The 21,685-nt window shown below is 68.6% G+C and carries 20 protein-coding genes and 1 tRNA gene; 6 read left to right on the forward strand and 15 right to left on the reverse strand.

Annotation, left to right across the window (positions count from 1 at the left end; translation table 11 throughout):
- Positions 1-42: 42 nt before the first annotated feature.
- The 3 genes from DQ353_RS17705 to DQ353_RS17715 form a co-directional block, all read right to left on the reverse strand.
- Positions 43-1,107 carry a tRNA (adenine-N1)-methyltransferase gene (locus tag DQ353_RS17705; RefSeq protein WP_113764511.1) on the reverse strand — a complete coding sequence of 355 codons (1,065 nt, stop codon included), beginning with the start codon at positions 1,105-1,107 and terminating at the stop codon, positions 43-45.
- Positions 1,108-1,178: 71 nt separating this feature from the next.
- Positions 1,179-2,306 (reverse strand): site-2 protease family protein, encoded by a 1,128-nt coding sequence (locus DQ353_RS17710; protein WP_113764512.1) that lies wholly within the window; start codon positions 2,304-2,306, stop codon positions 1,179-1,181.
- Positions 2,303-3,022, reverse strand: a complete 720-nt coding sequence (locus DQ353_RS17715) for an HAD family hydrolase (protein WP_113764513.1) — start codon at positions 3,020-3,022, stop codon at positions 2,303-2,305. Before DQ353_RS17715 ends, DQ353_RS17710 begins: the two co-directional genes overlap by 4 nt.
- A 61-nt stretch (positions 3,023-3,083) precedes the next feature.
- On the opposite strand from DQ353_RS17715, the gene DQ353_RS17720 reads away from it, so the two are divergent.
- Entirely contained in the window at positions 3,084-4,094 is a 1,011-nt protein-coding gene (locus tag DQ353_RS17720; protein WP_286166885.1) for a PAC2 family protein, read from the forward strand.
- A gap of 132 nt (positions 4,095-4,226) precedes the next feature.
- Here DQ353_RS17720 and mshC read toward each other — a convergent pair whose 3' ends face one another.
- From mshC to DQ353_RS17735, 3 genes are all read right to left on the reverse strand, one after another.
- Positions 4,227-5,504, reverse strand: coding sequence for a cysteine--1-D-myo-inosityl 2-amino-2-deoxy-alpha-D-glucopyranoside ligase (mshC, locus tag DQ353_RS17725; protein WP_113764515.1), 1,278 nt, complete (start codon positions 5,502-5,504; stop codon positions 4,227-4,229).
- A 111-nt stretch (positions 5,505-5,615) separates the two neighbouring features.
- A complete protein-coding gene (locus DQ353_RS17730; RefSeq protein ID WP_113764516.1) occupies positions 5,616-6,440 on the reverse strand; it encodes an undecaprenyl-diphosphate phosphatase in 825 nt (274 codons plus the stop codon).
- Positions 6,441-6,579: 139 nt separating this feature from the next.
- The gene (locus DQ353_RS17735) at positions 6,580-6,837 is read right to left on the reverse strand and encodes a hypothetical protein (RefSeq protein ID WP_113764517.1); all 258 of its coding nucleotides are present in this window, start codon (positions 6,835-6,837) and stop codon (positions 6,580-6,582) included.
- An 84-nt stretch (positions 6,838-6,921) separates the two neighbouring features.
- Between DQ353_RS17735 and DQ353_RS17740 the strand changes: the two genes are divergently transcribed.
- Complete coding sequence (locus tag DQ353_RS17740; RefSeq protein ID WP_113764530.1) at positions 6,922-7,134, forward strand: DUF5703 family protein; 213 nt, start codon at positions 6,922-6,924, stop codon at positions 7,132-7,134.
- Between the two features lie 74 nt (positions 7,135-7,208).
- On the opposite strand, the gene DQ353_RS17745 is transcribed toward DQ353_RS17740, so the two are convergent.
- The 4 genes from DQ353_RS17745 to DQ353_RS17760 all read right to left on the reverse strand — a co-directional run bounded on the left by DQ353_RS17745 (position 7,209) and on the right by DQ353_RS17760 (position 11,172).
- Positions 7,209-8,324: a HipA domain-containing protein gene (locus DQ353_RS17745; protein ID WP_286166886.1), complete on the reverse strand. Its 1,116-nt coding sequence runs from the start codon at positions 8,322-8,324 to the stop codon at positions 7,209-7,211.
- A gap of 39 nt (positions 8,325-8,363) precedes the next feature.
- On the reverse strand, positions 8,364-9,488 hold the full coding sequence (locus DQ353_RS17750) for an acyl-CoA dehydrogenase family protein (RefSeq protein WP_113764531.1): 1,125 nt from the start codon (positions 9,486-9,488) through the stop codon (positions 8,364-8,366).
- A 115-nt stretch (positions 9,489-9,603) separates the two neighbouring features.
- Complete coding sequence (locus DQ353_RS17755) at positions 9,604-10,929, reverse strand: M20/M25/M40 family metallo-hydrolase (protein ID WP_113764519.1); 1,326 nt, start codon at positions 10,927-10,929, stop codon at positions 9,604-9,606.
- 160 nt (positions 10,930-11,089) lie between these two features.
- A tRNA-Leu gene (locus DQ353_RS17760) sits at positions 11,090-11,172 on the reverse strand.
- A 361-nt stretch (positions 11,173-11,533) separates the two neighbouring features.
- Between DQ353_RS17760 and DQ353_RS17765 the strand changes: the two genes are divergently transcribed.
- Positions 11,534-12,772, forward strand: a complete 1,239-nt coding sequence (locus tag DQ353_RS17765; protein ID WP_113764520.1) for a glycosyltransferase — start codon at positions 11,534-11,536, stop codon at positions 12,770-12,772.
- A 118-nt stretch (positions 12,773-12,890) separates the two neighbouring features.
- Here the strand turns inward: DQ353_RS17765 and DQ353_RS17770 are convergent, their stop codons facing one another.
- The 3 genes from DQ353_RS17770 to DQ353_RS17780 are packed head-to-tail and all read right to left on the reverse strand — an operon-like array spanning position 12,891 to position 16,434.
- The gene (locus tag DQ353_RS17770; RefSeq protein WP_113764521.1) at positions 12,891-13,799 is read right to left on the reverse strand and encodes a MaoC family dehydratase; all 909 of its coding nucleotides are present in this window, start codon (positions 13,797-13,799) and stop codon (positions 12,891-12,893) included.
- Positions 13,796-15,133 carry a 3-oxoacyl-ACP reductase gene (locus DQ353_RS17775; RefSeq protein WP_113764522.1) on the reverse strand — a complete coding sequence of 446 codons (1,338 nt, stop codon included), beginning with the start codon at positions 15,131-15,133 and terminating at the stop codon, positions 13,796-13,798. Before DQ353_RS17775 ends, DQ353_RS17770 begins: the two co-directional genes overlap by 4 nt.
- Positions 15,134-15,135: 2 nt before the next feature.
- Entirely contained in the window at positions 15,136-16,434 is a 1,299-nt protein-coding gene (locus tag DQ353_RS17780; RefSeq protein WP_113764523.1) for an acetyl-CoA C-acetyltransferase, read from the reverse strand.
- Between the two features lie 71 nt (positions 16,435-16,505).
- On the opposite strand from DQ353_RS17780, the gene DQ353_RS17785 reads away from it, so the two are divergent.
- Complete coding sequence (locus tag DQ353_RS17785; RefSeq protein ID WP_113764524.1) at positions 16,506-17,219, forward strand: TetR/AcrR family transcriptional regulator; 714 nt, start codon at positions 16,506-16,508, stop codon at positions 17,217-17,219.
- A gap of 108 nt (positions 17,220-17,327) precedes the next feature.
- Positions 17,328-19,409 (forward strand): acyl-CoA dehydrogenase family protein, encoded by a 2,082-nt coding sequence (locus DQ353_RS17790; protein ID WP_113764525.1) that lies wholly within the window; start codon positions 17,328-17,330, stop codon positions 19,407-19,409.
- A 167-nt stretch (positions 19,410-19,576) separates the two neighbouring features.
- On the opposite strand, the gene DQ353_RS17795 is transcribed toward DQ353_RS17790, so the two are convergent.
- Positions 19,577-20,221, reverse strand: coding sequence for a maleylpyruvate isomerase family mycothiol-dependent enzyme (locus DQ353_RS17795; RefSeq protein WP_113764526.1), 645 nt, complete (start codon positions 20,219-20,221; stop codon positions 19,577-19,579).
- Between the two features lie 199 nt (positions 20,222-20,420).
- Here DQ353_RS17795 and DQ353_RS17800 point away from each other — a divergent pair, with 199 nt between their 5' ends.
- Complete coding sequence (locus tag DQ353_RS17800) at positions 20,421-21,233, forward strand: PspA/IM30 family protein (protein ID WP_113764527.1); 813 nt, start codon at positions 20,421-20,423, stop codon at positions 21,231-21,233.
- 169 nt (positions 21,234-21,402) lie between these two features.
- Here the strand turns inward: DQ353_RS17800 and DQ353_RS22040 are convergent.
- Positions 21,403-21,685 (reverse strand): hypothetical protein (locus DQ353_RS22040; RefSeq protein ID WP_220094056.1); only part of this gene is annotated, 283 nt, incomplete at its 5' end.

Genomic DNA, 21,685 nt, shown 5'->3' on the forward strand with positions numbered 1-21,685 from the left:
GGTGGGCCCGGAAAGGTGCGCGGCCACGGGGGCGCGCGGGGTCTAGTTGCCCTCGGCCCGGGTTTCCGGCTCGGTGCCGGCGGGCAGCGAACCGCGCTGGATCATCGATTTGGCGTCCTTGGCGGCGCGGCGCAGCTTGCGGTCCGAGACCCCGCGCTCCCCCAGGGCTTCGTGGTGCCAGGCCTCCGGGTTCTGCGAGCGGGTCCAGGTTTCCAGGTCCTCGGCGGAGTAGGTGTGTTCCTTCACGCGCTTGGCGCCCGGGATGCCCACGGCGCCGTCGGCCAGCCGGCGGCAGGTGATCAGGAAGGCGGTGTGCGCGACCATGCGGTGGTCCGGGCGCACGGCCAGGCCCTCGACGTGCCAGCCGCGGACCATGGTCTCGAAGGACTCGGGCTCGGTGTACAGGCCGGTGGCGCGGATGGCCTCGACGGTGCGGGACATCTGGGTCACGGTGGCCACGTAGTTGACCCAGACCCCTCCGGGGGCCAGCACGGTGGAGACGGCGTCGACGCACTCCCACGGGGAAAGCATGTCCAGCACCACGCGGTCCACGGATCCGGGTTCCTCGGTTTCCAGGACCTTTTCCTGGAAGTCGCCGATGGAGATCTGCCAAGCCGGGTGCGGTCCGCCGAAGACGGTGTCCACGTTCCCGCGGGCGATTTCGGCGAATTCCTCGCGGCGCTCGAAGGAGTGCAGGTAGCCGTGGTCCCCCACGGCGCGCAGCAGCGACATGGACAGGGCGCCGGAGCCGACGCCGGCCTCCACGACGCGGGCGCCGGGGTAGATGTCGCCCATCTGGATGATCTGCGCGGCGTCCTTGGGGTAGACCACGGTGGCGCCGCGCGGCATCGACAGCACGAAGTCCTTCAGCAGCGGGCGCAGGGCCTGGTAGCGGACCTCGTTGGTGTTCTCCACGATGGAGCCCTCGGGGGCGCCGATCAACGCATCGTGGAAGAGCACGCCCTTGTGCGTGTGGAACTCCCCGCCGGCGGTCAGGGTGATGGTGTGGATCCGGCGCTTCTGGTCGGTGAGCTGGACCCGGTCGCCGGGGCGGAAGGGGCCGCGGCGGTTCTCGGCCCCGTGGGGTGTTGCTGGCTTTTCGCTCATGGGGGTGGAAGTGTCCTTACGTTCTGGATAGGTGGGTGTTCGTCGGCGGCGGCCGCAATGCGGCGCCGTGGCTAGTGCGGCTTGCCGGTGATGGCCGCGACGATGCGGGCCTGGGAAAGCAACCCGATGACGCGGTGGGATTCGTCGATGACCGCGTATTCGCTGCCCTGCAGCGTGGCCAGGTACCCGATCAGGGCGCGGCCGTCGGCGTTGGCATCGACCACCGCTCCCGGTCCCAGGGCGCGGGCCGCGGACAATGCCGGGGACCCGGCCAGCAGCGAGGGGTCGATGGAGCCCAGGGCCTCCTCGTCGACCACCGCGACCGGGTTCCCGGCCTCGTCGACGAGGATGACCCGCCCGCCGCGGCTGGACAGCCGGGCGGCGACCTGGGCGAGCGTTGAGTCCTGGCGGATGGCCGTGGCCGGTTCCATCAGGGCGCGCACCTTAACCAGCGGCAGGCGCAGGCGCAGCTTGGCATGGGTGATGCCCTGCGAGGCGCCGACCCACATGAAGCCGCCGACCAGGACCGCGACGACGAGCACCTGCAGGTCCAGGGGCTGGTTGCGGGTCAGCGGGATGATCACGAAGTATCCGACGACCAGGATCACCAGCACGCGCCCGGCCCAGCCGGCGGCGATGGTGCCGCGGTCCTGGGATCCGGTGTAGCGCCAGACTGCCGATTCGACCAGGCGCCCGCCATCGAGCGGGAGGCCCGGCAGCACGTTGAAGATCGCCACCAGCAGGTTCGCCCAGACCAGGATGAACCACAGCAGGTAGAGCACGCCGGTTGGCTGCACCCAGAGCAGCAGCCAGTAGCCGAGCCCGGCCAGCACGAAGTTCGCGGCCGGCCCCGCCATCGCCACGGCCAGCGAGCGGCCCGGGGTGGCATCGAAGGAGGAGAACTGGGTGTGCCCGCCCCACAGGTTCAGGGTGATCCTCGCCCCGGGCCAGCCGAAGGACTTGGCGACCAGGGCGTGTGCGAGCTCGTGGATGAGCACCGAGACCGCCAGCAGCACCGCGTAGGCAAAGGCCACCAGGTAGGCCGTGGCCCCGAGCCCGGGGATGGAGCTGGCGACGTTGGGCCCGAAGAGCAGCACGACGACCCCGGTGATGACAAACCAGGACCAGGCCAGGGAGACCGGGACCCCGAAGATCGATCCGAGCGGGATTCCGGCACGCTTGGTGCCCGGTTCGCTCATGTGCGTGCCCCCGCGGACACCAGGGCGCCCAGGGTCTGAAGGTCCAACTGTGCGAGCGAGCCGACGCGGTGCCAGGATCCGGAGTCCGGGACCGGGGCGATGTGCGGGATGAGCACCGCGGTGATGCCGCTGGCGGCGGCCGAGGCGATGCCGGGGGCCGAATCCTCCAACCCGATGACCCGGGCCGGCTCGAGATCCGCCACGGAGCGTCCCAGCAGGTCAAGGCCCAGCAGATAGGGGTCCGGGTGCGGCTTGCCGCGCGCGACCATGTCCCCGGTGACGCGGAAGCCGAAATAGGGCTGCGGCAGCTGTTCCAGCACCAGGGCCGCGAGCGGCTCTTCGGACATGGTCACCAGCCCGCAGGGGACGTTCGCCCGGTGCAGGGTTTCGAGCAGTTCCAGGGCGCCGGGGCGCCAGTCGACGTGGCGGCGCACCCCGTCGAGGACCTCGGCGGTGAGCCGGTCGATGATCTCGCGCTCCGGGAGCCTGACCCCGGCGCGCTGCAGCGCGGCCGCGGCGTCGGGCAGGGCGTTGCCGACCAGGGCCATGGCCTGGTCCTCGCTCCATCGGCCGCCGAATTCGGCCACGAGGGCCGCCTCGGCGGCCATCCAATAGGGTTCGGTGTCAAGCAGGGTTCCGTCCATGTCCCACAACACGCCCTGGATGTCGGTGTTCAGGGCAGCGCTGGGCAGGGGGTCGCAATTCTGGGTTGGCATGAGCCAATTCTAGTGCGTGCGCCATTGCCCCGGCGACCGGTGCGCGCGCTAGGGTGAGGATGTGAGCGAAGATATGAATGAACCCGTGACACTTTCCTCGCTGGTGGCAGCATCCGCGACGCCCGCGCCCATGCGCCCGGCGATCATGGTGGTGGCCTTCGAGGGATGGAACGATGCCGGGGACGCCGCAAGCTCGGCGCTCAAGACGATCAAGGCGGCCACCGGGGCGGTGAAGATCGCGGGCATCGGCGACGACGACTACTACGACTACCAGTTCTCCCGGCCGCAGGTGCACCGCAATGCCGCCGGCAAGCGGGTCATCAAGTGGCCCACCACGCGCATCTACCGTGCCTCGCTGCCCGACTCTCCGGTGGACCTGCTGCTGGTGCGCGGGGTGGAGCCGACCTACCGGTGGAAGGCGTTCATCACCGAGATCCTCACCCGCGCCGAGGAGGAAAACGTGCAGGGGGTCATGGCGCTTGGCTCCTTGCTGGCCGATGTGCCGCACACCCGCCCGATCCAGGCCTCGATCTCCTCCGACGATCCGAAGGTGCGCGAGGCCCTGGGCGCCGGGCAGGCGACCTACGAGGGTCCGACCGGGATCCTGGGGGTGCTGGCCCAGTTCTCCGAGGCCGCCGGGCTGCCCACGCTCTCGATCTGGTCCGCCGTCCCCCACTATGTGGCGCAGCCGCCCTCGCCGAAGGCGGAATTGGCGCTGCTGCACCGGGTGGAGGAGCTTTTTCCGCTGACCCTGGACCTGCACGAACTGACCGAGGACGCCTTGGCCTGGGAGCGCGGGGTCAACGCGCTGGCCACCGGGGATGCCGACGTGGCGGCCTATGTGCAGCAGCTGGAGCAGGCGCAGGACGAGACCGAGCTGCCCGAGGCCACCGGCGAGGCGATTGCCCGGGAGTTCGAGCGCTACCTCAAGCGCCGGCGCCGTCCCGGGGCGGCAGGGTCGCACGGGGAACACGAACCGACCGAAGGGCGCGATCCGGCCACCGGGGGGCCCGAGACGCCGCAATCACCGGATACGCCGGATACCCCCGGGACCCCGGGCACTCCCGACTAGCGGTTCACGGAAGGATCCCCCGGGGATACGCAAAACGCGTCCCGCGCCCTGCCCCTGCCCCAGGGAAGGGGCAGGGCGGGTACGGGACGCGTTCCGGTTTCCGGGCCGCTGCCGAGGCGGCGGCCCGGATCGCTAGGAGATCTTCAGGCCCAGCAGCGCATCGAGCGCATCGGTGAGCAGCTGACCGCCGGCACCCTGCGTGCCGTCGTCCTCGGCCGGATCCTGCGCGGCGAAGGCGTCAAGCACGGCCAGGGCGGCGGGTGCGTTGATGTCGTCGGCCAGCTTCGAGCGGATCCGGGTGATGATCGCGGTGGCCTCGGCCAGGGAGGCGGAACCGATGCGCTTGCGCCAGCGGGCCAGGCGGTCCTGCGCCCCGGCGAGCAGCTCGTCGGTCCAGAACCAGTCGCTGCGGTAGTGCTGGCCCAGCAGCACGGTGCGGATCGCCACCGGCTCCACGCCGCCGGCGCGAAGCTTGGAGACCAGCACCAGGTTGCCCAGGGACTTGCTCATCTTTTCGCCGTCCAGGCCCACCATGCCGGTGTGCACGTAGGACTGTGCCAGCGCCTTGCCGTCCAGTGCGGCGGCGTGGCCGGCGGAGAATTCGTGGTGCGGGAAGATCAGGTCCGACCCCCCGCCCTGCACGGTGAAGGGGGCGGGCAGGAAGCGGCGGGCGATCACCGAACACTCGATGTGCCAGCCCGGGCGCCCGGCGCCCAGGGTTCCGCCGTCCCACTCCGGTTCACCGGGCCGGGCCACGCGCCACAGCAACGGATCCAGGGCGTCGCGCTTGCCCGGCCGCGCCGGGTCCCCGCCGCGTTCGGCGAAGAAGCCGAGCATGGTCTCGCGGTCGTAGCCGCTGACGGTGCCCAGTTCCCAGGCGTCGGACGCCGCGGCCGCGGCGTCGAAGTAGATGTCCCCGTCCGGTTCCCCGTTTTCGCCGGGCACCGCATAGGCCAGGTCCTTGGCGACGAGCTCCTCGACCATCGGGACGAGCCAGGTGATGGATTCCACGGCACCGACGTAGTGCTGCGGCGGGATCACGTTCAGGGCTTCCATGTCGGCACGGAACAGGTCGGTCTGCTCCTTGGCCAGCACCTGCCAGTCCATGCCGGTGGCGGCTGCACGCTCGAGCAGCGGGTCGTCGATGTCGGTGACGTTCTGCACGTAGGTGACTTCGCGCCCGGCGTCGCGCCAGGTGCGCAGCAGCAAATCGAAGGCCACGTAGGTGGCGGCGTGCCCCATGTGTGTGGCGTCGTAGGGGGTGATGCCGCAGACGTACATGCTCGCCGGTGCGTTGGACTTCTCGGCGGGGGCTGTGTCAACCAGCCGCTGCGTGGCGGTGTCATGCACCTGGAGGATCGGTGCGTTTCCCGGCACGTGCGGGACGGTGGGCGCGGACCATGCAAGCACGGGGCGTCCTTTCTCTTAGGGATTTGCCCCGGACAGGCCGGGGCGCAATGCAGTTACTTGGAACAAGCCCAAAGACCCCCGCGCTTATTCCACGATGCGGGGCCGGGTTTGCTAGGCGTTGATCACACCGAAGCCCAGCAGCAGGTACAGGGCCAGGCCCAGGGCGACGCGGTACCAAACGAAGAGGCGGTAGCTGTGCGAGGAAACGTACTTCAGGAACCAGCCGACGATGACGAATCCGACGACGAAGGCGATGAGGGTGGCCAGGCCCGTTTGCGGCAGCGAGTACACCCCGGGCTCGTCGAAGGACTTGGCCAGCTTGTAGAGCCCCGAGGCGAAGACCGCGGGGATGGCCAGCAGGAACGAGTAGCGGGCCGCGGCGCCGCGGGTGTAGCCCATGAACATCCCGGCGGTGATGGTGCCGCCGGAGCGCGATACCCCGGGGATCAGGGCCAGGGCCTGGGCGAAGCCAAAGAGGATGCCGTGCTTGGGAGTGAGCGAGACCAGCTCGCGGTCCTGCTTGCCGTAGTAGTCTGCGACGGCCAGGATCAGGCCGAAGACCACCAGGGTGGTCGCCACGATCCACAGCGAGCGGAAGGAGGTATCGATCTGGGTTTCGAAGAGCAGGCCCAGCACCGCGATCGGGATGGAACCGACGATGATCAGCCAGCCCATCTTCGCGTCCGGGTCGCTGTGCGGAATCCGGCCGCGCAACGCGTTGAACCAGGCGCCGATGATCCGCACGATGTCTTTCCAGAAGAACACCAGCACCGCGGTTTCGGTGCCCAGCTGCGTGATCGCGGTGAACGCCGCGCCAGGGTCCGCGGCGCCGGGCAATAGCTCTCCGACGATGCGCAGGTGGGCGCTGGAAGAGATGGGGAGAAATTCTGTCAGACCCTGGATCAGCCCCAGGAATGCCGCTTCAAACCAATTCACGTACCGACACTACTTCACCAAGGCGCGCCAACGCCCGTTGGCTCTCCATGGCGGGGCGAAGTTAATACCGTGGTCCCACCCTCCGCTGGCCACCACCGGTACCCGGGTGCCGGTTCCGCGCGCCGGCCTTGCCCCGGTCCTATTGCCCGCTGCCCTGAAGCGGCCCGTCCTCGTCGTAGGGGTCGTTGTCGTCGTCCTCGTCCACCACGGTCAGCGGCAGGAACTCCTCGTAGGACTCGTAAAGTGCATCCTCGTACTCCTCATAGGCATCGGCCACGGCAAGGAATGCCGCGCTGATCGAGGCGTCCTGGGCACCACGCTTTGCCGCCACCGCCGAAAGGTGTTCTTCGAGGCAGCTGATCAATACACTGAGGGCAACACGCGGGTCTGTACTCATGTGTTCGACGTTACATGCACAAGCCACACTATGGACAGGGTCATGATCGAAAAGAAAATCACGGCACCAAGCCCGATCGACCAGATGCCCGGGGACCCCGGACACCGCTTCGAATACCTGGTCATCACCGCCCGCCCCGGCGAGCACAGGTCGGTGGCCCGGGCAGCGGTGCGGGAGCACTCCGAATACGGCAAATGGGAGCTGGTGCGCACCTGCCTCTATGAGGGCGGCGGGCAGAAGTACTGGATGCGCAGGCGCATCATGAGGGTCAAGCCGACCCTGGATATCCGCGGCTGAGCATCTCCGCTTCCCCGCGGACGATCGACGACGGCGGGGCGGCAGACGTCGTCCCGCCAATGGATCAAGCCCGGTCAGAACCTCGCGAGGTGGGCGGGTTCACTGGACACCGCTGCGGGCTTACCTTCCAGGAGGTTGCGGACCTGAAGCGAGATGTACCGACCGATGCGATCGCCGGCGTCGAGCGGATCGACGGTTGAAAAGGCATCGAAAAGCTTCTCCAGGGTCTGGACCACTTGTGCGCGGGCGGCCGGCTCCGGAATCCCCCACGCCGCGCCCTCGTTGACGAGATGTCCAACTGTCACCGCCGGCTGGTACGAGACGCCGTTGACGCGCAGCGCAAGGTCTTGTTGTCCGTCCGGGGCCAACGCCAACGCCGTGACGTCGTAGAGCGGCGCAAGCCCCACCTTTCCGTCCCGGAAGTGACGGATGGAAAAGTTCTTCGCGTGGGCGTCGGTGTTGCCGATGGCTGCATTGAAGGTCGTGTAGGCCAGCAGGCGATGCCGGTCTCCCCGGCTGGGCGAGAGCTTTCTCACTGCCGGCAGCAATCCGGCGATATTCTTGAGCGCGGCCCCGTGGTCCACGGCCTCGAACTTGGCGTCACCGTCCCATGGGAGGCCAAGGGCCTGTGCCGAGTCTTCCTGGTGCAGCCGTTCGACGTCGCCGGCACCCCGGATGATCCTGTCGTAGCGTTCCACGACCAGCGCGGTGCGCGACTCGAAACGCATGACCGAGGCCTCGAATTCCAGCAGGCCCAGCTCTCGCCCGAGTGACAGGCAATAGGCCTCCCAATGCGCGCGCCACTCCTCGCCTGCGGCCACCGGCTTGACGATGTGCGTGGAGACGGCGCCGCCCTTGGTAATGTGCCACTGCCCGTCAAACAGGGCCAGTGTGGCCTTCGGCTGGACACCGGGCAGCGACCCGCCGCCGCCGACGGTGCCCATGGCATGGTCGGCGGTCCGGGCGAGGAGCTGCTCGACGTCACTGACACGCGCCCGAATGTGCTCGGCCCTTGGGCCGGGATCCTTTCCGACGTTGACGGCGCCCGGCAGATCCCACCCGGCATAGTCCAGCATGCCGAAGGTATCCGTGCTGTCCACGCCGGCCTGCTTGGCCAGGTTGGTTCGGCCGCGTCCCTCGGGCAGCAAGCCGCCAAAGAAGTTGGTTGGTCTATCCTGTTTTCGTAATATCCACCTCTGTCCCGGCGGAACGGCCGGGGCTCCCGCGGCCTAGTCCTTGACCGGTCCCAGCAACCAGGAGGCCACCGTGGAGTGTGCCGATTCGGCATCCGAGGGGTGGTACAGGCTGGCCAGCGCGTCGCGGTAGAGCCGCTCGAGCTCCGAGCCGCGGAAGTATTGCCCGCCGCCGGAGACCTTGGCGGCGACGTCGATGCAGGAGCGGGCAGCGTCCCCGGCCGCGGTGCGCAGCGTGACCAGCCGCGGGAACCAGGATCCCCCGTGGTCCACCAAGTCGTCGAGGTCCCGGGTGGTCATCCGCAGCATCGCATCGAGGGCCAGGATCTCCATCCCGGCGTTGGCGACCTGCCACCTGATGTCCGGATCCTGGTCATAGCTCCGCCCGCCGTTCTTCAGTGATTTCCGCCGGACCGGGTTGGCCGCGGCCAGTTGCATGCCGCGCTCGGCCAGCCCCACGTAAACCGAGGCGGTGAGCGAGAGGAAGGAGGCGAAGATGCCGAAGACCAACAGGTCCGGAACGGGGCCCACCGGCAGGGTGCTGTGGATGTGCTCGGCCGCCACCTGTGCCTCGGTGAGGATCGTCGAGTTCGACTGGGTGGCCCGCATGCCCAGGGTGTTCCAGTTGTGCGGGATCTCGATGCCGGGCGCATCCCGGTGCAGGAAGCCGTGGACCAGCTTGGGCTCCTGACCGCTTTCGTCCTTGCCGAAGACCCCCAGCCGGGTCCAGACCGGGGCCAGCGAGGTGAAGATCTTGATGCCGGTGAAGGCATAGGAACCGTCGGGCGCCGGGACGGCCCGGGTGACGGAATCGAAGAGGACCTGGTCGTTGCCGGCCTCGGAGATGCCGAAGGCCATGACCTCCCCCGCCTGCACCCAGTCCAGGACCATGTCCAACCGGTGGTCCCCGCGGGCGGCGAGCAGCGTCGCAACCCCGCACCAGACGTGGTGCATGTTCACGGCCAGTGCCGTGGCCGGGGCGTAAGCGCCGAGCAGGCGCTGGGCCGCGGTCATCGTTTCCATGCCCCAGCCGAAGCCCCCGCGCGATTCCGGGAGCATGGCCCGCAGGTATCCGGCATCGGCGAGTTCGGCAAAGTCCTGCGCGCAGAAGGTGTTCTGTTCGTCGTAGCCTCCGGCACGTGCCCGGAATCCTTCGAGCATTTCGGTGCCGAGCACCTCGTCAATCGTCTTCACGTGGGGTTCGCTTCGCTTCCTGTTGTCTGGGGGCGCCGGGACAGCCGGCCACCGGATGGCCCGGGCATTGCCTGGGCGGGTATCAGTAGGTGGTCAACAGGTCGCGCAGAACCCGGGTGCCGAACTTCAGCGAATCGACCGGGACTCGCTCGTCGACGCCGTGGAACATGCCGGTGAAGTCCAGTTCGGCCGGAAGGCGCAGCGGGGCGAACCCGTAGCCGGTGATGCCCAGCCGGGACAGCGCCTTGTTGTCGGTGCCACCGGAGAGCATGTAGGGAAGCACGACGGCTTCCGGGTCCTCGCGATTCAGCGCGGCGACCATGGAATCGACCAGTCCCCCGGCAAAGGGAACCTCCAGCGCGCGGTCCAGGTGCAACGAGGACAACTCGACGTCCGGCCCGGCCAGCGCGCGCAGCGTTTCCATGACGGCCTCGTGCTGCCCGGGCAACGTGCGCACATCAAGCAGCGCCTCGGCGGCCCCGGGGATCACGTTGTGCTTGTACCCGGCGGAGAGCACCGTGGGGTTGGCGGTGTTCTGCAGGGTCGCCCCGACGAAGCGGGCGACGTTGCCCAGCTCATTCAGCAGCACCTGCGGGTTGTCCTCGGTGAATTCGATGCCGGTCATCCCCGAAACGCCCTCGAGGAAGGCGCGGGTGGTGTCGGTGTAGGAAATCGGCCAGTCGTGCTCGCCGATGCGGGTGATGGCCGCCGCCAGCCGGGTCACCGCGTTCGCCTCGTTGATCTGCGAGCCGTGCCCGGCCCGGCCCGTGGCGGTGAGCTTTAGCCAGGCGATGCCCTTCTCGGCGGTCTGCAGCAGGTAGGCGCGCTTGCCGTCGATGGTCGCGGAGAAGCCGCCGACCTCACTGATGGCCTCGGTGGCGCCCTCGAAGAGTTCGGGGTGGTTCTGCACCATCCAGCGGGCCCCGTAGTCGCCGCCGGCCTCCTCGTCGGCGAAGAACGCGAAGACCAAATCGCGGCGCGGGCGGATGCCGGTGCGCTGCATCTGGCGCATCACCGCCAGGATCATCGCGTCCATGTCCTTCATGTCCACCGCACCGCGGCCCCAGATCATCCCGTCCTTGATCTCGGCCCCGAACGGGTCCACGGACCATTCGTCCTTGAATGCCGGGACCACGTCGAGGTGCCCGTGCACGATGAGGGCGGGCAGGGACTTGTCGGTGCCCTCGATGCGGGTGACCACGTTGGCGCGGCCCTGGGCGGATTCAAGCACCGTGGCCTCGAGACCCACCTCGTGGATGAGTTCGGCGACGTATTCGGCCGCCTTGCGCTCCCCCGCACCCTCGTTGTTGCCGTAGTTGGTGGTGTCGATCCGGATCAGCGCCTGGCAAATGCCGGCGACCTCGTCCTCGGCGACAATGGTGTCCGGGGTGCTCTGCGCAGCTGACATGGGGGAATCCTTCTGCCTCTCGTGACGAAACCTGGTTCCCCCACCCTATCCAGCCCGGCGCACGCAGGCGAGGGACAGGCTGGATAGGGCCGGCGGCGGGGCCTTTTGCGGGAACGAGAAAACCCCCGACCGGATTCTCATCCGATCGGGGGTCTGTCTGTGCGAAGGAGGGGACTTGAACCCCCACCCACTTACGTGGACTAGCACCTCAAGCTAGCGCGTCTACCATTCCGCCACCCTCGCTGGTGGCCGCTGCACCGGAAGAAGTTCGTGAAGAACTTTGTTTCCGTTGTCCGCGGCGAGATAAGACTCTAGCACGGGTTTGGGGCGCACTTCAATTCGGCGGCTCCCTGCCCCAAGAACCCCGTGTTTACAAGGCAATTTGCGTGCCCCGGAGCCAAAATATCCCTTCGGTGCGGGTGTTTGTGAGCAGGGTCATATTCCACGGGTGGAAGTCGGGGATTTCGGGCCCGCGGCCGAGCATGATCCGGGGTGGGACTTGTTGCGTAGGATGAAGGTGTTTGCCCGTCATCTCCCGAGCCCCTCGGGGAAAGGGACGGGCACATTGATGGCACATTTCTCGTTTACAGGCGGCAGAGCACCGATGTCCGAACCCACGAACAGCCCCAAGCGCATCGCCATGATTTCGCTGCACACCTCCCCGCTGGAACAGCCCGGGTCCGGGGATGCCGGCGGAATGAACGTGTACATCAGGAACCTGGCGCTCGCCCTGGCCGATCTCGGGGTGCAGGTCGATGTCTTCGTCCGCGGCACCGAGACCAGATCCACCGACATGGCGCCGGGGGTGGTGTGCCACGAGGTGCAGGCCGGCCCGCCCGGGAAACTGACCAAGGAGGAGCTGGCCGGGCACCTTCCGGAGGCCGCATCGGCGATCCAGGGCTACGCCTCGGGCCTTGGATCCTACGACGCGATCCATTCCCACTACTGGCTCTCCGGGATCGTCGGGCTGCAGCTGCGGGATGCGTGGGGCGTGCCGCTGGTGCACACCATGCACACCCTGGGCAAGGTCAAGAAGCTCTCGGCGCACACCGAGGAGTCCGCCGCCCGCATCCGCGGGGAGCTGCTGCTTTGCCTGCAGGCCGACCGGCTCACCGCCAACACCCCCGCCGAGGTCGAGGAGCTCATCCACCTCTACGGCGCCGAGCCGGCGGCACTTGACGTGGTGGAGCCCGGCGTGGATTTGTCCACTTTCCATCCCGGGGTGTGCGAACAGCGCGAGAGCGCACCGGATTCCCTGCGCGTGGTCTTTGCCGGGCGCATCCAGAAGCTGAAGGGCCCGCAGATCCTGGTGCGGGCCCTGGGGATCCTGGCCCGCGACCGCCCGGACCTCGATGTGAAGCTCTCGGTGATCGGGGCGCGCTCCGGGGCCAAGGAACTGGACCTGCAGAAACTGGTCGAGGCACAACAGGTGGAGCACCTGGTGCGGTTCTCGCTGCCGATGCCCGCGGAGCACCTGGCCAAGGCGTTCCGCGGCGCCGACGTCGTGGCGGTCCCCTCCTACAGCGAGTCCTTCGGGCTGGTGGCGCTGGAGGCCCAGGCCTGCGGCACCCCGGTGCTGGCCCGCCGCGTCGGGGGGCTGCCCCATGCCGTGCGCGACGGTCACACCGGAATCCTGGTCGATGGCGCCGAACCATCAGCCTGGGCGGTGGCACTGGCGAAGCTTGCCGCCGACGCGCCGCTGCGCCGGCGGCTGGGCGCGCAGGCCGCCGAATTCGCCGCCGGGCACGGTTGGGACAAGACCGCCGCTGCCGCCCTTGGTTCGTATCGCCGGGCAACAGCCCGCGGCCCGGTTGGCTTCCCGCATACCTCACCGGTCGAGTAACGCCCCTGGCGGCACCTACCGCCGCGGGGAACGTGCTTCGGGCCAAAAGCCAGGTGCCCCGCAAACCAGCGTCTGGTTCACGGGGCACCTTGGGCCCAACGGTTCATGGCCGTGGCGACTACCGGCCGCTGCCCGGCGCTTGCGCCATGGTGGTGATCGATCCGGAGAAATGCGGCTTTCCGCTGCGCGCGCCCCACCCGCTGAAGACGGTTTGGTCCCCGCGGTCCGTGAAGGCGACATCGACGGTGGAGGGCAGGAACACCGGGGTGGCGAACTCGATGCCCCACTGGTAGCCCGTGTCGTGGGGTGTGCTGCCGGCCAGCGCCCGTCCGGCCAGGTACATCCCGTGGGCAATGGCGCGCTTCATGCCCAGTGCCTTGGCCGAGGCCGCCGAGAGGTGGATGGGGTTGTAGTCCCCCAGCACCGCCGCGTAGGCGCGCCCGGTGCCAGCGGCCAGCTTCCACGACGCGGTGCGTCCAGGGATGTCGAAGGGCGCCCGGGCCTCGGCGGGGGCACCGGGCCGAGGCCCGGGCCAGATCCCGCGGGCCAGGTAGGTCGAGACCCCGCGCCACACCGGTTCGCCGCCTTCGGCGACCTCGACGAGAACATCGAGCTGGGTTCCGGCGCGGTGCTCGCGCAGGTCAGCCGCCCAGGCGGTGGCCGAGAGCGTCGCCGCACCGGAGATCGGCCGCAGGTGGTCGACCTGGTTGGACAGGTGCACCATGCCCAGCAGTGGCAGCGGGAAGTCCTCGCGCACCATCACCGACATCGCCACCGGGAACACCATGCCGTGCACGAAGACGCTGGGCAGGGTGTCGCGCACCGTGTCGCCCATCAGGCGCTGGTAGGCCACCAGCCGTGCGGGATCGGCAACCAGGGCCTCGAGGTGGTGCTCGGCGCGGGGCAGCGTTCCGCCTTCGGCCTTGCCGCCGGGCAGCAGGGCGCGCAGCCGGCTTCCGGCTGCCTTGGCGTAGAGCGCGCCCAGCGACGGCGCGGCATCCATGACCACCCGTTCGCGGTCGCTCATGCCCCCACCAGCGACTGTCCGCACACCCGCAGGGTGCGCCCGTTGATGCCCGCGGCCGCATCCGAGGCCAGGAACCCGATGGCTTCGGCCACGTCCAGCGGCAGCCCGCCCTGCATCAGCGAGGGCATCAGCATGCGGGCCACGGCGCGGGTGGCCAACGGGATCTTCGCGGTCATGTCGGTCTCGATGAAACCGGGTGCCACCGCGTTGATGCCTCCCCCGGTGGCGGCGAATGCGTGCGCGGAGGCCCGCACCATGCCGATGACCCCGCCCTTGGAGGCCGCGTAGTTGGTCTGCCCGCGGTTCCCGGCGATGCCCGAGGTCGAGGCCAGCGATACGATGCGCAGCCCCGGCAGCTTTGCTGCCAGGAAGGCCTCGTTCATGGCCAGCTGCGAGGAGATGTTCACCGCGATCACCGAGTCCCAGCGGGCCGCGTCCATGTTGGCCAGCAGCTTGTCGCGGGTGATCCCGGCATTGTGGATCACGATGTCCAGTGCCCCGTGGCGGGAGCGCGCGTGCTCGATGATCTTTTCCCCGGCGTCGGCCCGGGTCACATCCAGCTGCAGGGCGGTGCCGGAAACCTCGTTGGCGACCTTTGCCAGCGCGTCCCCGGCGGCCGGGACATCGACCACCACCACGGTGGCGCCGTCGCGGTGCAGCGTGGCGGCGATGGCCGCCCCGATGCCGCGGGCAGCGCCGGTGACCACGGCGATTTTTCCGGCCAGGGGCCTGTCGAAGTCCTCCGGCAGCGTCCCGTCGGCCGAGTCAACGGCGATGAACTGGCCGTCGACGTAGGCACTGCGCCCGGAGAGCAGGAAGCGCAGGGCCGCCAGTGCGGAGGGTGCCGTGGGCGGGACACCCTCGGCGAGCACGATGCCGTTGGCGGTCGCCCCGCCACGCATTTCCCGGCCCAGGGAGCGCACGGTTCCGTCGATGCCCTGGCGCACTGCGGCCACGGCCGGTGCGTCGGTGGCCAGTGCGGGGCGGCTGAAGGAGACCACGCGTCCGCCGGGGGCCATCCGGCGCAGCGCCGCGCCGGCGGAGAGCATCGGTTCGGACAGTTCGGCGGGGTCCGCCAGCTCGTCGAGCAGCAGGATGATCCCGCCGAGCTTGGTCTCGCCGGAGGCGTGCCGGCGCACGTCCAGGCCCCAGCCCAGCAGCGTGTCGGCCAGGTCCTGTGCGGCGGAGGAGTTACCGAGCAGCAGCAGCGGGCCGGGCAGCAGCGGGGCCCCGGGTGCGTAGCGGCGCAGGATCGCCGGGCGCGGGGCGCCCAGGGACTTGGCGAGCTTCTTGGTGAAGCCGGAGTTCACGAGTTCCAGGTACTTGTCGGCCATGGTCAGCGTGCCTCCAGGATCGCCACGACGCCCTGTCCGCCGGCGGCGCACACGGAAATCAGGCCGCGGCCCGATCCCTTCTCATGGAGCATCTTCGCCAGCGAGGCCACGATGCGTCCGCCGGTGGCGGCGAACGGATGGCCGGCGGCCAGCGAGGAGCCGTTGACATTGAGCCTGGAGCGGTCGATGGCACCCAGCGGTGCCTCGAGGCCCAGCTTGTTCTTGCAGAATTCGGCATCTTCCCAGGCCGCCAGCGTGGCCAGCACGGTGCCGGCAAAGGCCTCGTGGATCTCGTAGAAGTCGAAGTCCTGCAGGGAGAGGTTGTTGCGCTTCAGGATGCGGGCCACGGCGTGGGCCGGTGCCATGAGCAGGCCGTCGGCCCCGTGAACGAAGTCCACCGCGGCGGCCTCGAAGTCCACGAAGTTCGCCAGCATCGGCAGGTCGTGCTCGCGGGCGTATTCCTCCGAGCCCAGCAGCACGGCCGATGCCCCGTCGGTCAGCGGGGTGGAGTTGCCGGCGGTCATCGTGGCCTCGGCACCCAGGTTCTTGCCGAAGGCCGGCTTGAGCGTGGCGAGCTTTTCCAGGCTGGAATCGGCGCGCATGTTGGTGTCCTTCGAGACCCCGGCGAACGGGGTCATGAGGTCGTCGAAGAAGTTCCTCTCGTACGCTGCGGCAAGGTTCTTGTGGCTGGCCAGGGCGAGCTCGTCCTGGGCCGCGCGGGTCACGTTCCAGGCCTTGGTGGTGATCGCCTGGTGGTCGCCCATTGACAGGCCGGTGCGTGGTTCGCCGGTGCCCGGCGCGTTCGGTGCCAGGTCGCGGGGGCGGAACCTGGAGACCGCCTTGAGCTTCGCGCCGGTGGTGCGTGCGCGGGAAAGGTCCATCAGCACCGCGCGCAGGCCCTCGGAGACCGCGATCGGGGCGTCCGAGGTGGTGTCCACGCCGCCGCCGATCCCCGAGTCGATCTGGCCCAGCTTGATCTTGTTGGCCAGCGAGCCGATGGCTTCCATGCCGGTGGCGCAGGCCATCTGGACGTCGTAGGCCGGGGTCCGGGCCGAGAGCGAGGTGCCGAGCACGCATTCGCGCACCAGGTTGAAGTCCTTGGAATGCTTGAGCACCGCGCCGGCGGAAACGGCGCCGAGGCGCTGGCCCTGCAGGCCGAAGCGGGCGATGAGCCCGTCGAGTGCGGCGGTGAGCATGTCCTGGTTGCTGGCCTTGGAGTACGCGCCGTTGGAACGTGCGAAGGGGATGCGGTTTCCGCCGATGATGACGGCCGGGCGAATGGCTTGGGTCTGGTCGGACATGCTGATGTTGCTCCTGGGGGCAGATGTGAGGTGAGTTACTGATACCCAGCGTACCTGATACGCTGGGTATCGTGAACAACCCACAAGCCCCCGACACCGCGGGCACCCCCACGCAAGCAGCAGGCGATGGCCGTTCGGCCCGCTGGGATGCCCACCGGGCCGAACGGCGCCTGGAACTGATCAAGCTCGCCCGGCACACCATCCACCGGCTGGGCCCCGGTGCCTCCATGGAGGAGATCGCCGCGCAGGCGAACACCTCCAAGTCCGTCTTCTACCGCTATTTCGGCGACAAGGAGGGGCTGCGCCAGGCGCTGGGCCAGTACGTCATCACCAACTTCCGCACCGAGGTGATCTCCGCGGCCCTCAAATCCAGCGGCGAGGGCGATGCCTTGCACGCCATGGTACTGGCCTACCTGAAGATGGCCGCTACTTCCCCGAACATCTACTTCTTCGTCACCGCCAGCCCCGCAACGGACGTGCTGACCGACCCGGCCGGTGCCGGAGGGCAGGTCCGCGACGGCGCACTGAACGACTTCTTCGAGGACCTGGCAACGATGATGCGCGAACGCATGCACGCCTACATGGGCGTCGGGCCGGGAGAACAGGCCAGCCCCGCCCTCGAGCTCTGGCCGCGCGCATCGATCGGCATGGTCCGCGCCGCCGGGGAACTGTGGCTGCGCGCACCCGAGGGCCCCGGGCGCCCCGGCATCGAGGAGCTCGCCCGGAGCCTGACCCTGTGGCTCACCCACGGCGTGGCCTCCCAGACCACGCTCGAACGTCCATAGCCCCATCTCCTTGCCGCACGGCAAGATGACCACCTTCACGAATCCAAGAAATCCAGCGCCAGCTCCCCCGCACCGCGAGGGCAGCACAACCGAAAGGCAGCAACGCCAGTGACCCAGGAACAAATCACCATCGACACCGCCGACGTCGCCATCGACGTGGCCTCCCTCGGCGAACAGCTGCTGGGCCGCTGGGCGGAGATCCGCAAGGAAGCCCGCGCACTGGCCGGCACCGAGGCCGTGCGCGGCACCCCCGGGCTGTCCATGGACGGGCACCGCGAACGCGTCTTCACCCAGCTGCACGAACTGGTCAACGCCAAGGCCGTGCACCGGGCCTTCCCGCGGCGCCTCGGCGGCGAGGACAACCACGGCGGCTCCATCGCCAGCTTCGAGGAACTGGTCACCGCCGACCCGTCCCTGCAGATCAAGGCCGGGGTCCAGTGGGGCCTGTTCGGCTGTGCGGTGCTGCACCTGGGCACCGCCGAGCACCACGACAAGTGGCTGCCGGGCATCATGAACCTGGAAATCCCCGGCGCCTTCGCGATGACGGAGATCGGGCACGGCTCGGACGTCGCCTCCATCGGCACCACCGCCACCTACGATGCCCAGGCGCAGGAATTCGTCATCAACACCCCGTTCAAGGCCGCCTGGAAGGAATTCCTGGGCAACGCAGGGGTCCACGGCAAGGCCGCGGTGGTCTTCGCCCAGCTCATCACCGGCGGCGTGAACCACGGCGTGCACGCCTTCTACGTCGACATCCGCGACGAGAACGGCTTCCTGCCGGGCATCGGCGGGCAGGACGACGGACTCAAGGGCGGACTCAACGGCATCGACAACGGCCGGCTGCATTTCACCAACGTCCGCATCCCGCGCACCAACCTGCTCAACCGCTACGGCAACGTCACCGAGGACGGCACCTATTCCTCGCCCATCCACTCCCCCGGACGCCGCTTCTTCACCATGCTCGGCACCCTGGTCCAGGGCCGGGTCTCGCTCGACGGGGCGGCCACCGCCGCCTCGAAGATCGCCCTGCAGATCGCGGTGACCTACGCCCACCAGCGCCGCCAGTTCAACGCCTCCTCCGAAACGCAGGAGGAAAACATCATGGACTACCAGCGCCACCAGCGCCGGCTGATCCCCCGCCTGGCCCGCACCTACGCCGCGTCCTTCGCCCACGAGGAACTGCTGGCGAAGTTCGACGGCGTCTTCTCCGGTGCCACCGACACCGACGCGGACCGCCAGGACCTCGAGACCCTCGCCGCGGCCCTGAAGCCGCTGAGCACCTGGGACGCACTGGACACCCTGCAGGAGGCCCGCGAGGCCTGCGGCGGTGCCGGATTCATTGCCGAGAACCGCTTCACCGCGTTGCGCGCGGACCTGGACATCTACGTCACCTTCGAGGGCGACAACAACGTGCTGCTGCAGCTGGTGGGCAAGCGGCTGCTGACCGACTACGGCCAGGAATTCCGCAAGCTCGACGCCGGGGTGCTGGCCCGCTACGTGGTGAAGCAGGCCGAGAACGTCGCACTGCACCGCACCGGGCTGCGTTCGGTCGCCCAGGCCGTCGCCGACACCGGGGACGAACGCAAGAGCGCGAACTTCTTCAAGGACGAATCCAACCAGCGCGCCCTGCTCACCGACCGGATCAACACCATGGTCGCCGAGATCGCCGACGCGCTGCGCGGGGTCAGCACCAAGGACCGCGCGGCCTCCGCCGCCGCCTTCAATGAGAAGCAGGACGCGCTGATCGCCGCGGCCCGCGCGCACGGCGAACTGCTGCGCTGGGAGGCCTTCACCACGGCCCTGGGCAACACCTCCGACGCAGGGACCCGCACGGTGCTGACCTGGCTGCGCGATGTGTACGCGCTGACCCTGATCGAGGAAAACCTCGGTTGGTACCTGATGAACGGGCGCCTGTCGATGCAGCGGGCCCGCACGCTCACCGGCTACATCAACATCCTGCTCGCCCGTCTGCGTCCGCACGCCCAGGACCTGGTCGATGCCTTTGGCTACGGTCCGGAGCACCTGCGCGCGAAGATCGCCGACGGCGGGGAAGCCGAACGCCAGGACGAAGCCGCGGAGTACTACCGCAAGCTGCGTGCCAGCGCCGACGCCCCGGTTGACGAGAAGGTGCTGATCGCCCGCGACAAGGCCGCCAAGAAGGCCGTGCACCACGCGTCGGCCGGGAAGTAGCCCAGGCACCCACCCCCGCGCGGGGAGTGCGGCGCGGATCCGACCGGCAGCTAACTGCCTTTCGGTCCGCACCGCGCTCCCCGTTCGCCGGTCCCTGCACTTCCTGGGGCCTGCATCAAGCGCATTCCGCGGTGAAGCACCGTGGTCCGGGACCTCCTATACCCGCCTCAGGAAGCGTTGTGCTTCACGAAGGCCCCCGCGCCCGGCCCGGAAAGTTCGCCAACACCCAAAGGCCGGCCGGAAACAGCGGGCAACAAGGACGGTACCGGGCCGCTGACCATCTCCCCGGTACCGTGCTCGAACCGTGTGTCCGAGGCCACCAGCCTGAACCCGGCGGCGAGTTCCTTGCCGCCACCGATCTTGGTGCTGGTCCGCACCTGGTATTCCAACGCCGTGGCCACGTGTGCGGCCGGGTAGTCGCTCCGGATTCCCAACGGACGGCGAATGTCTTCCCCGTGCACAAACGCCTCCATCAGGCGCGTGGGCAAGGCCGCCGGCGGGGTGCTGGTACGCGTGAGCACCCGGCGATCCCCGGCCAGCGTCTGTTGGGGGTCCGCGCAGCGTTCCCCGGCGAGACCCACGGCGCTGACCTTGTCGAAGTCGAAGCCCGCAGCGAACATGCGGCGGACGAATCCCAGCCGGGTGGTCCTGGCGGTGTCGACGAGGTGGGCCAGCACGTCGTGCACGGACCAGCCGGGGCACAGCGACGGCGTCTCCCAGTGCCCGGGCGCCAGCATTTCCAGGTCGTTGGCCAAGGCCAGCCGCTTCCGGTGAACGACTTGCCAGATCACCGGGAGCGGTCCGGGGGTCATGGCTCCACCCAAGCAGTTGCGACGCCCCAAGGCAACAATCACCCGGACACCCGATCCACCGGATGCCGGCCACTTCGTCCAGCCCGGCGCGCCGCGGATGCCCCTCGCCTCCGGGGAATCCATGGTCCCGGGTTCAGTCGGGGCCGCGTGTCGCATAGAGTTATTCCAACGCGGCTTATGAAAGGGCAACGCTCCCCCCATGAAGAAGAACTCGATTTTTGCACGACTGTTCCGCATCGGAAAGTCCAACGCCAACGCGGCATTGGACGCACTGGAAGACCCGCAGAAGATGCTGGACCAGAACGTGCGCGACTACTCCGACAACATCGCCAAGGCCGAAACCGCGGTGGCCCAGACTATCGGCAACCTGCGCATGCTCGAGGACGACTACAAGACCGCGGTAAACGACGCCCGGGAGTGGGGCGCAAAGGCCCTGGCCGCCTCGAACAAGGCCGAGGAATACTCGGCCGCCGGCGACAGCGCCAACGCCGAGAAGTTCAACAAGCTGGCCACCGTGGCCATCCAGCGCCAGATGGCCAGCGAGAAGCAGGCATCGAACGCCGAGCCGAACATCGCCTCGCAGCGCCAGGTGGTCGAGCAGCTCAAGACCGGCCTGAACACCATGTCCACCAAACGCCAGGAATTGGTGGCCAAGCGCGACGAGCTGGTGGCCCGCGCCCGCAACGCCAAGACCCAGGGCCAGATGATGGACGCGGTCAAGGCCCTGGACATGAGCGATCCGACCTCCGAGATTGGCCGCTTCGAAGCCAAGATCCGCTCCGACGAGGCACGCGTGCGCGGTGCGGCAGAACTTGCTTCGTCCTCCCTGGATGCGCAGTTCGCCTCCCTTGAGGATCTGGGCGAGTCCACCGAGGTCGAGGCTCGCCTGGCGGCCATGAAGGCCGAGAAGAACATCCTGGAACAGGGAACTGCCGACGCCCAAATCGAAGACGCCCCGGCGGTGTCCGAAATCGAAGCCCGTCTGGCGGAGCTGAAGGCCAAGAACCAGTAACACCCGACCCGGGAGGGCCGCGGCCCCGGACAGGGAACCACAGGTGGCGGATGCGAACGACTCGCATCCGCCACCTGTGCTTTGCCCGAAGGCACAGTTTCCCGGCATCTGCATGCTGTTGGCCCGAAGGGCATGGGCATCGTCGTGTCGTCGAGGGAGCCCTCGGCCCTCAAAGCGGTAGTGTTGCCATCTTCGGCAGCGAACCCAGGAGGGCAGTGCCGTGCGCTTGAAAAAACGTGGCCTGCGTTGTTGGGCAATCACCGGCTCGCTGCTCCTGGCCGGAGCCATCATCCTGCTCCCCGTGGTGGTCATCGCCGTCCACATCTGTCAGCGGAAGTTCTAAAGTGACCGTAGGCGGCAATCCCCGCTGACCACCAGCGGCAATTGAACTGACCACCGGCGGCAACCGGTTTTGACCACTGGCGGCAGGCTTTCCCACCCCATTTCCGGGC

Origin of the sequence: Arthrobacter sp. AQ5-05 (assembly GCF_003287975.1) — a bacterium.
Taxonomy (GTDB): domain Bacteria; phylum Actinomycetota; class Actinomycetes; order Actinomycetales; family Micrococcaceae; genus Paeniglutamicibacter.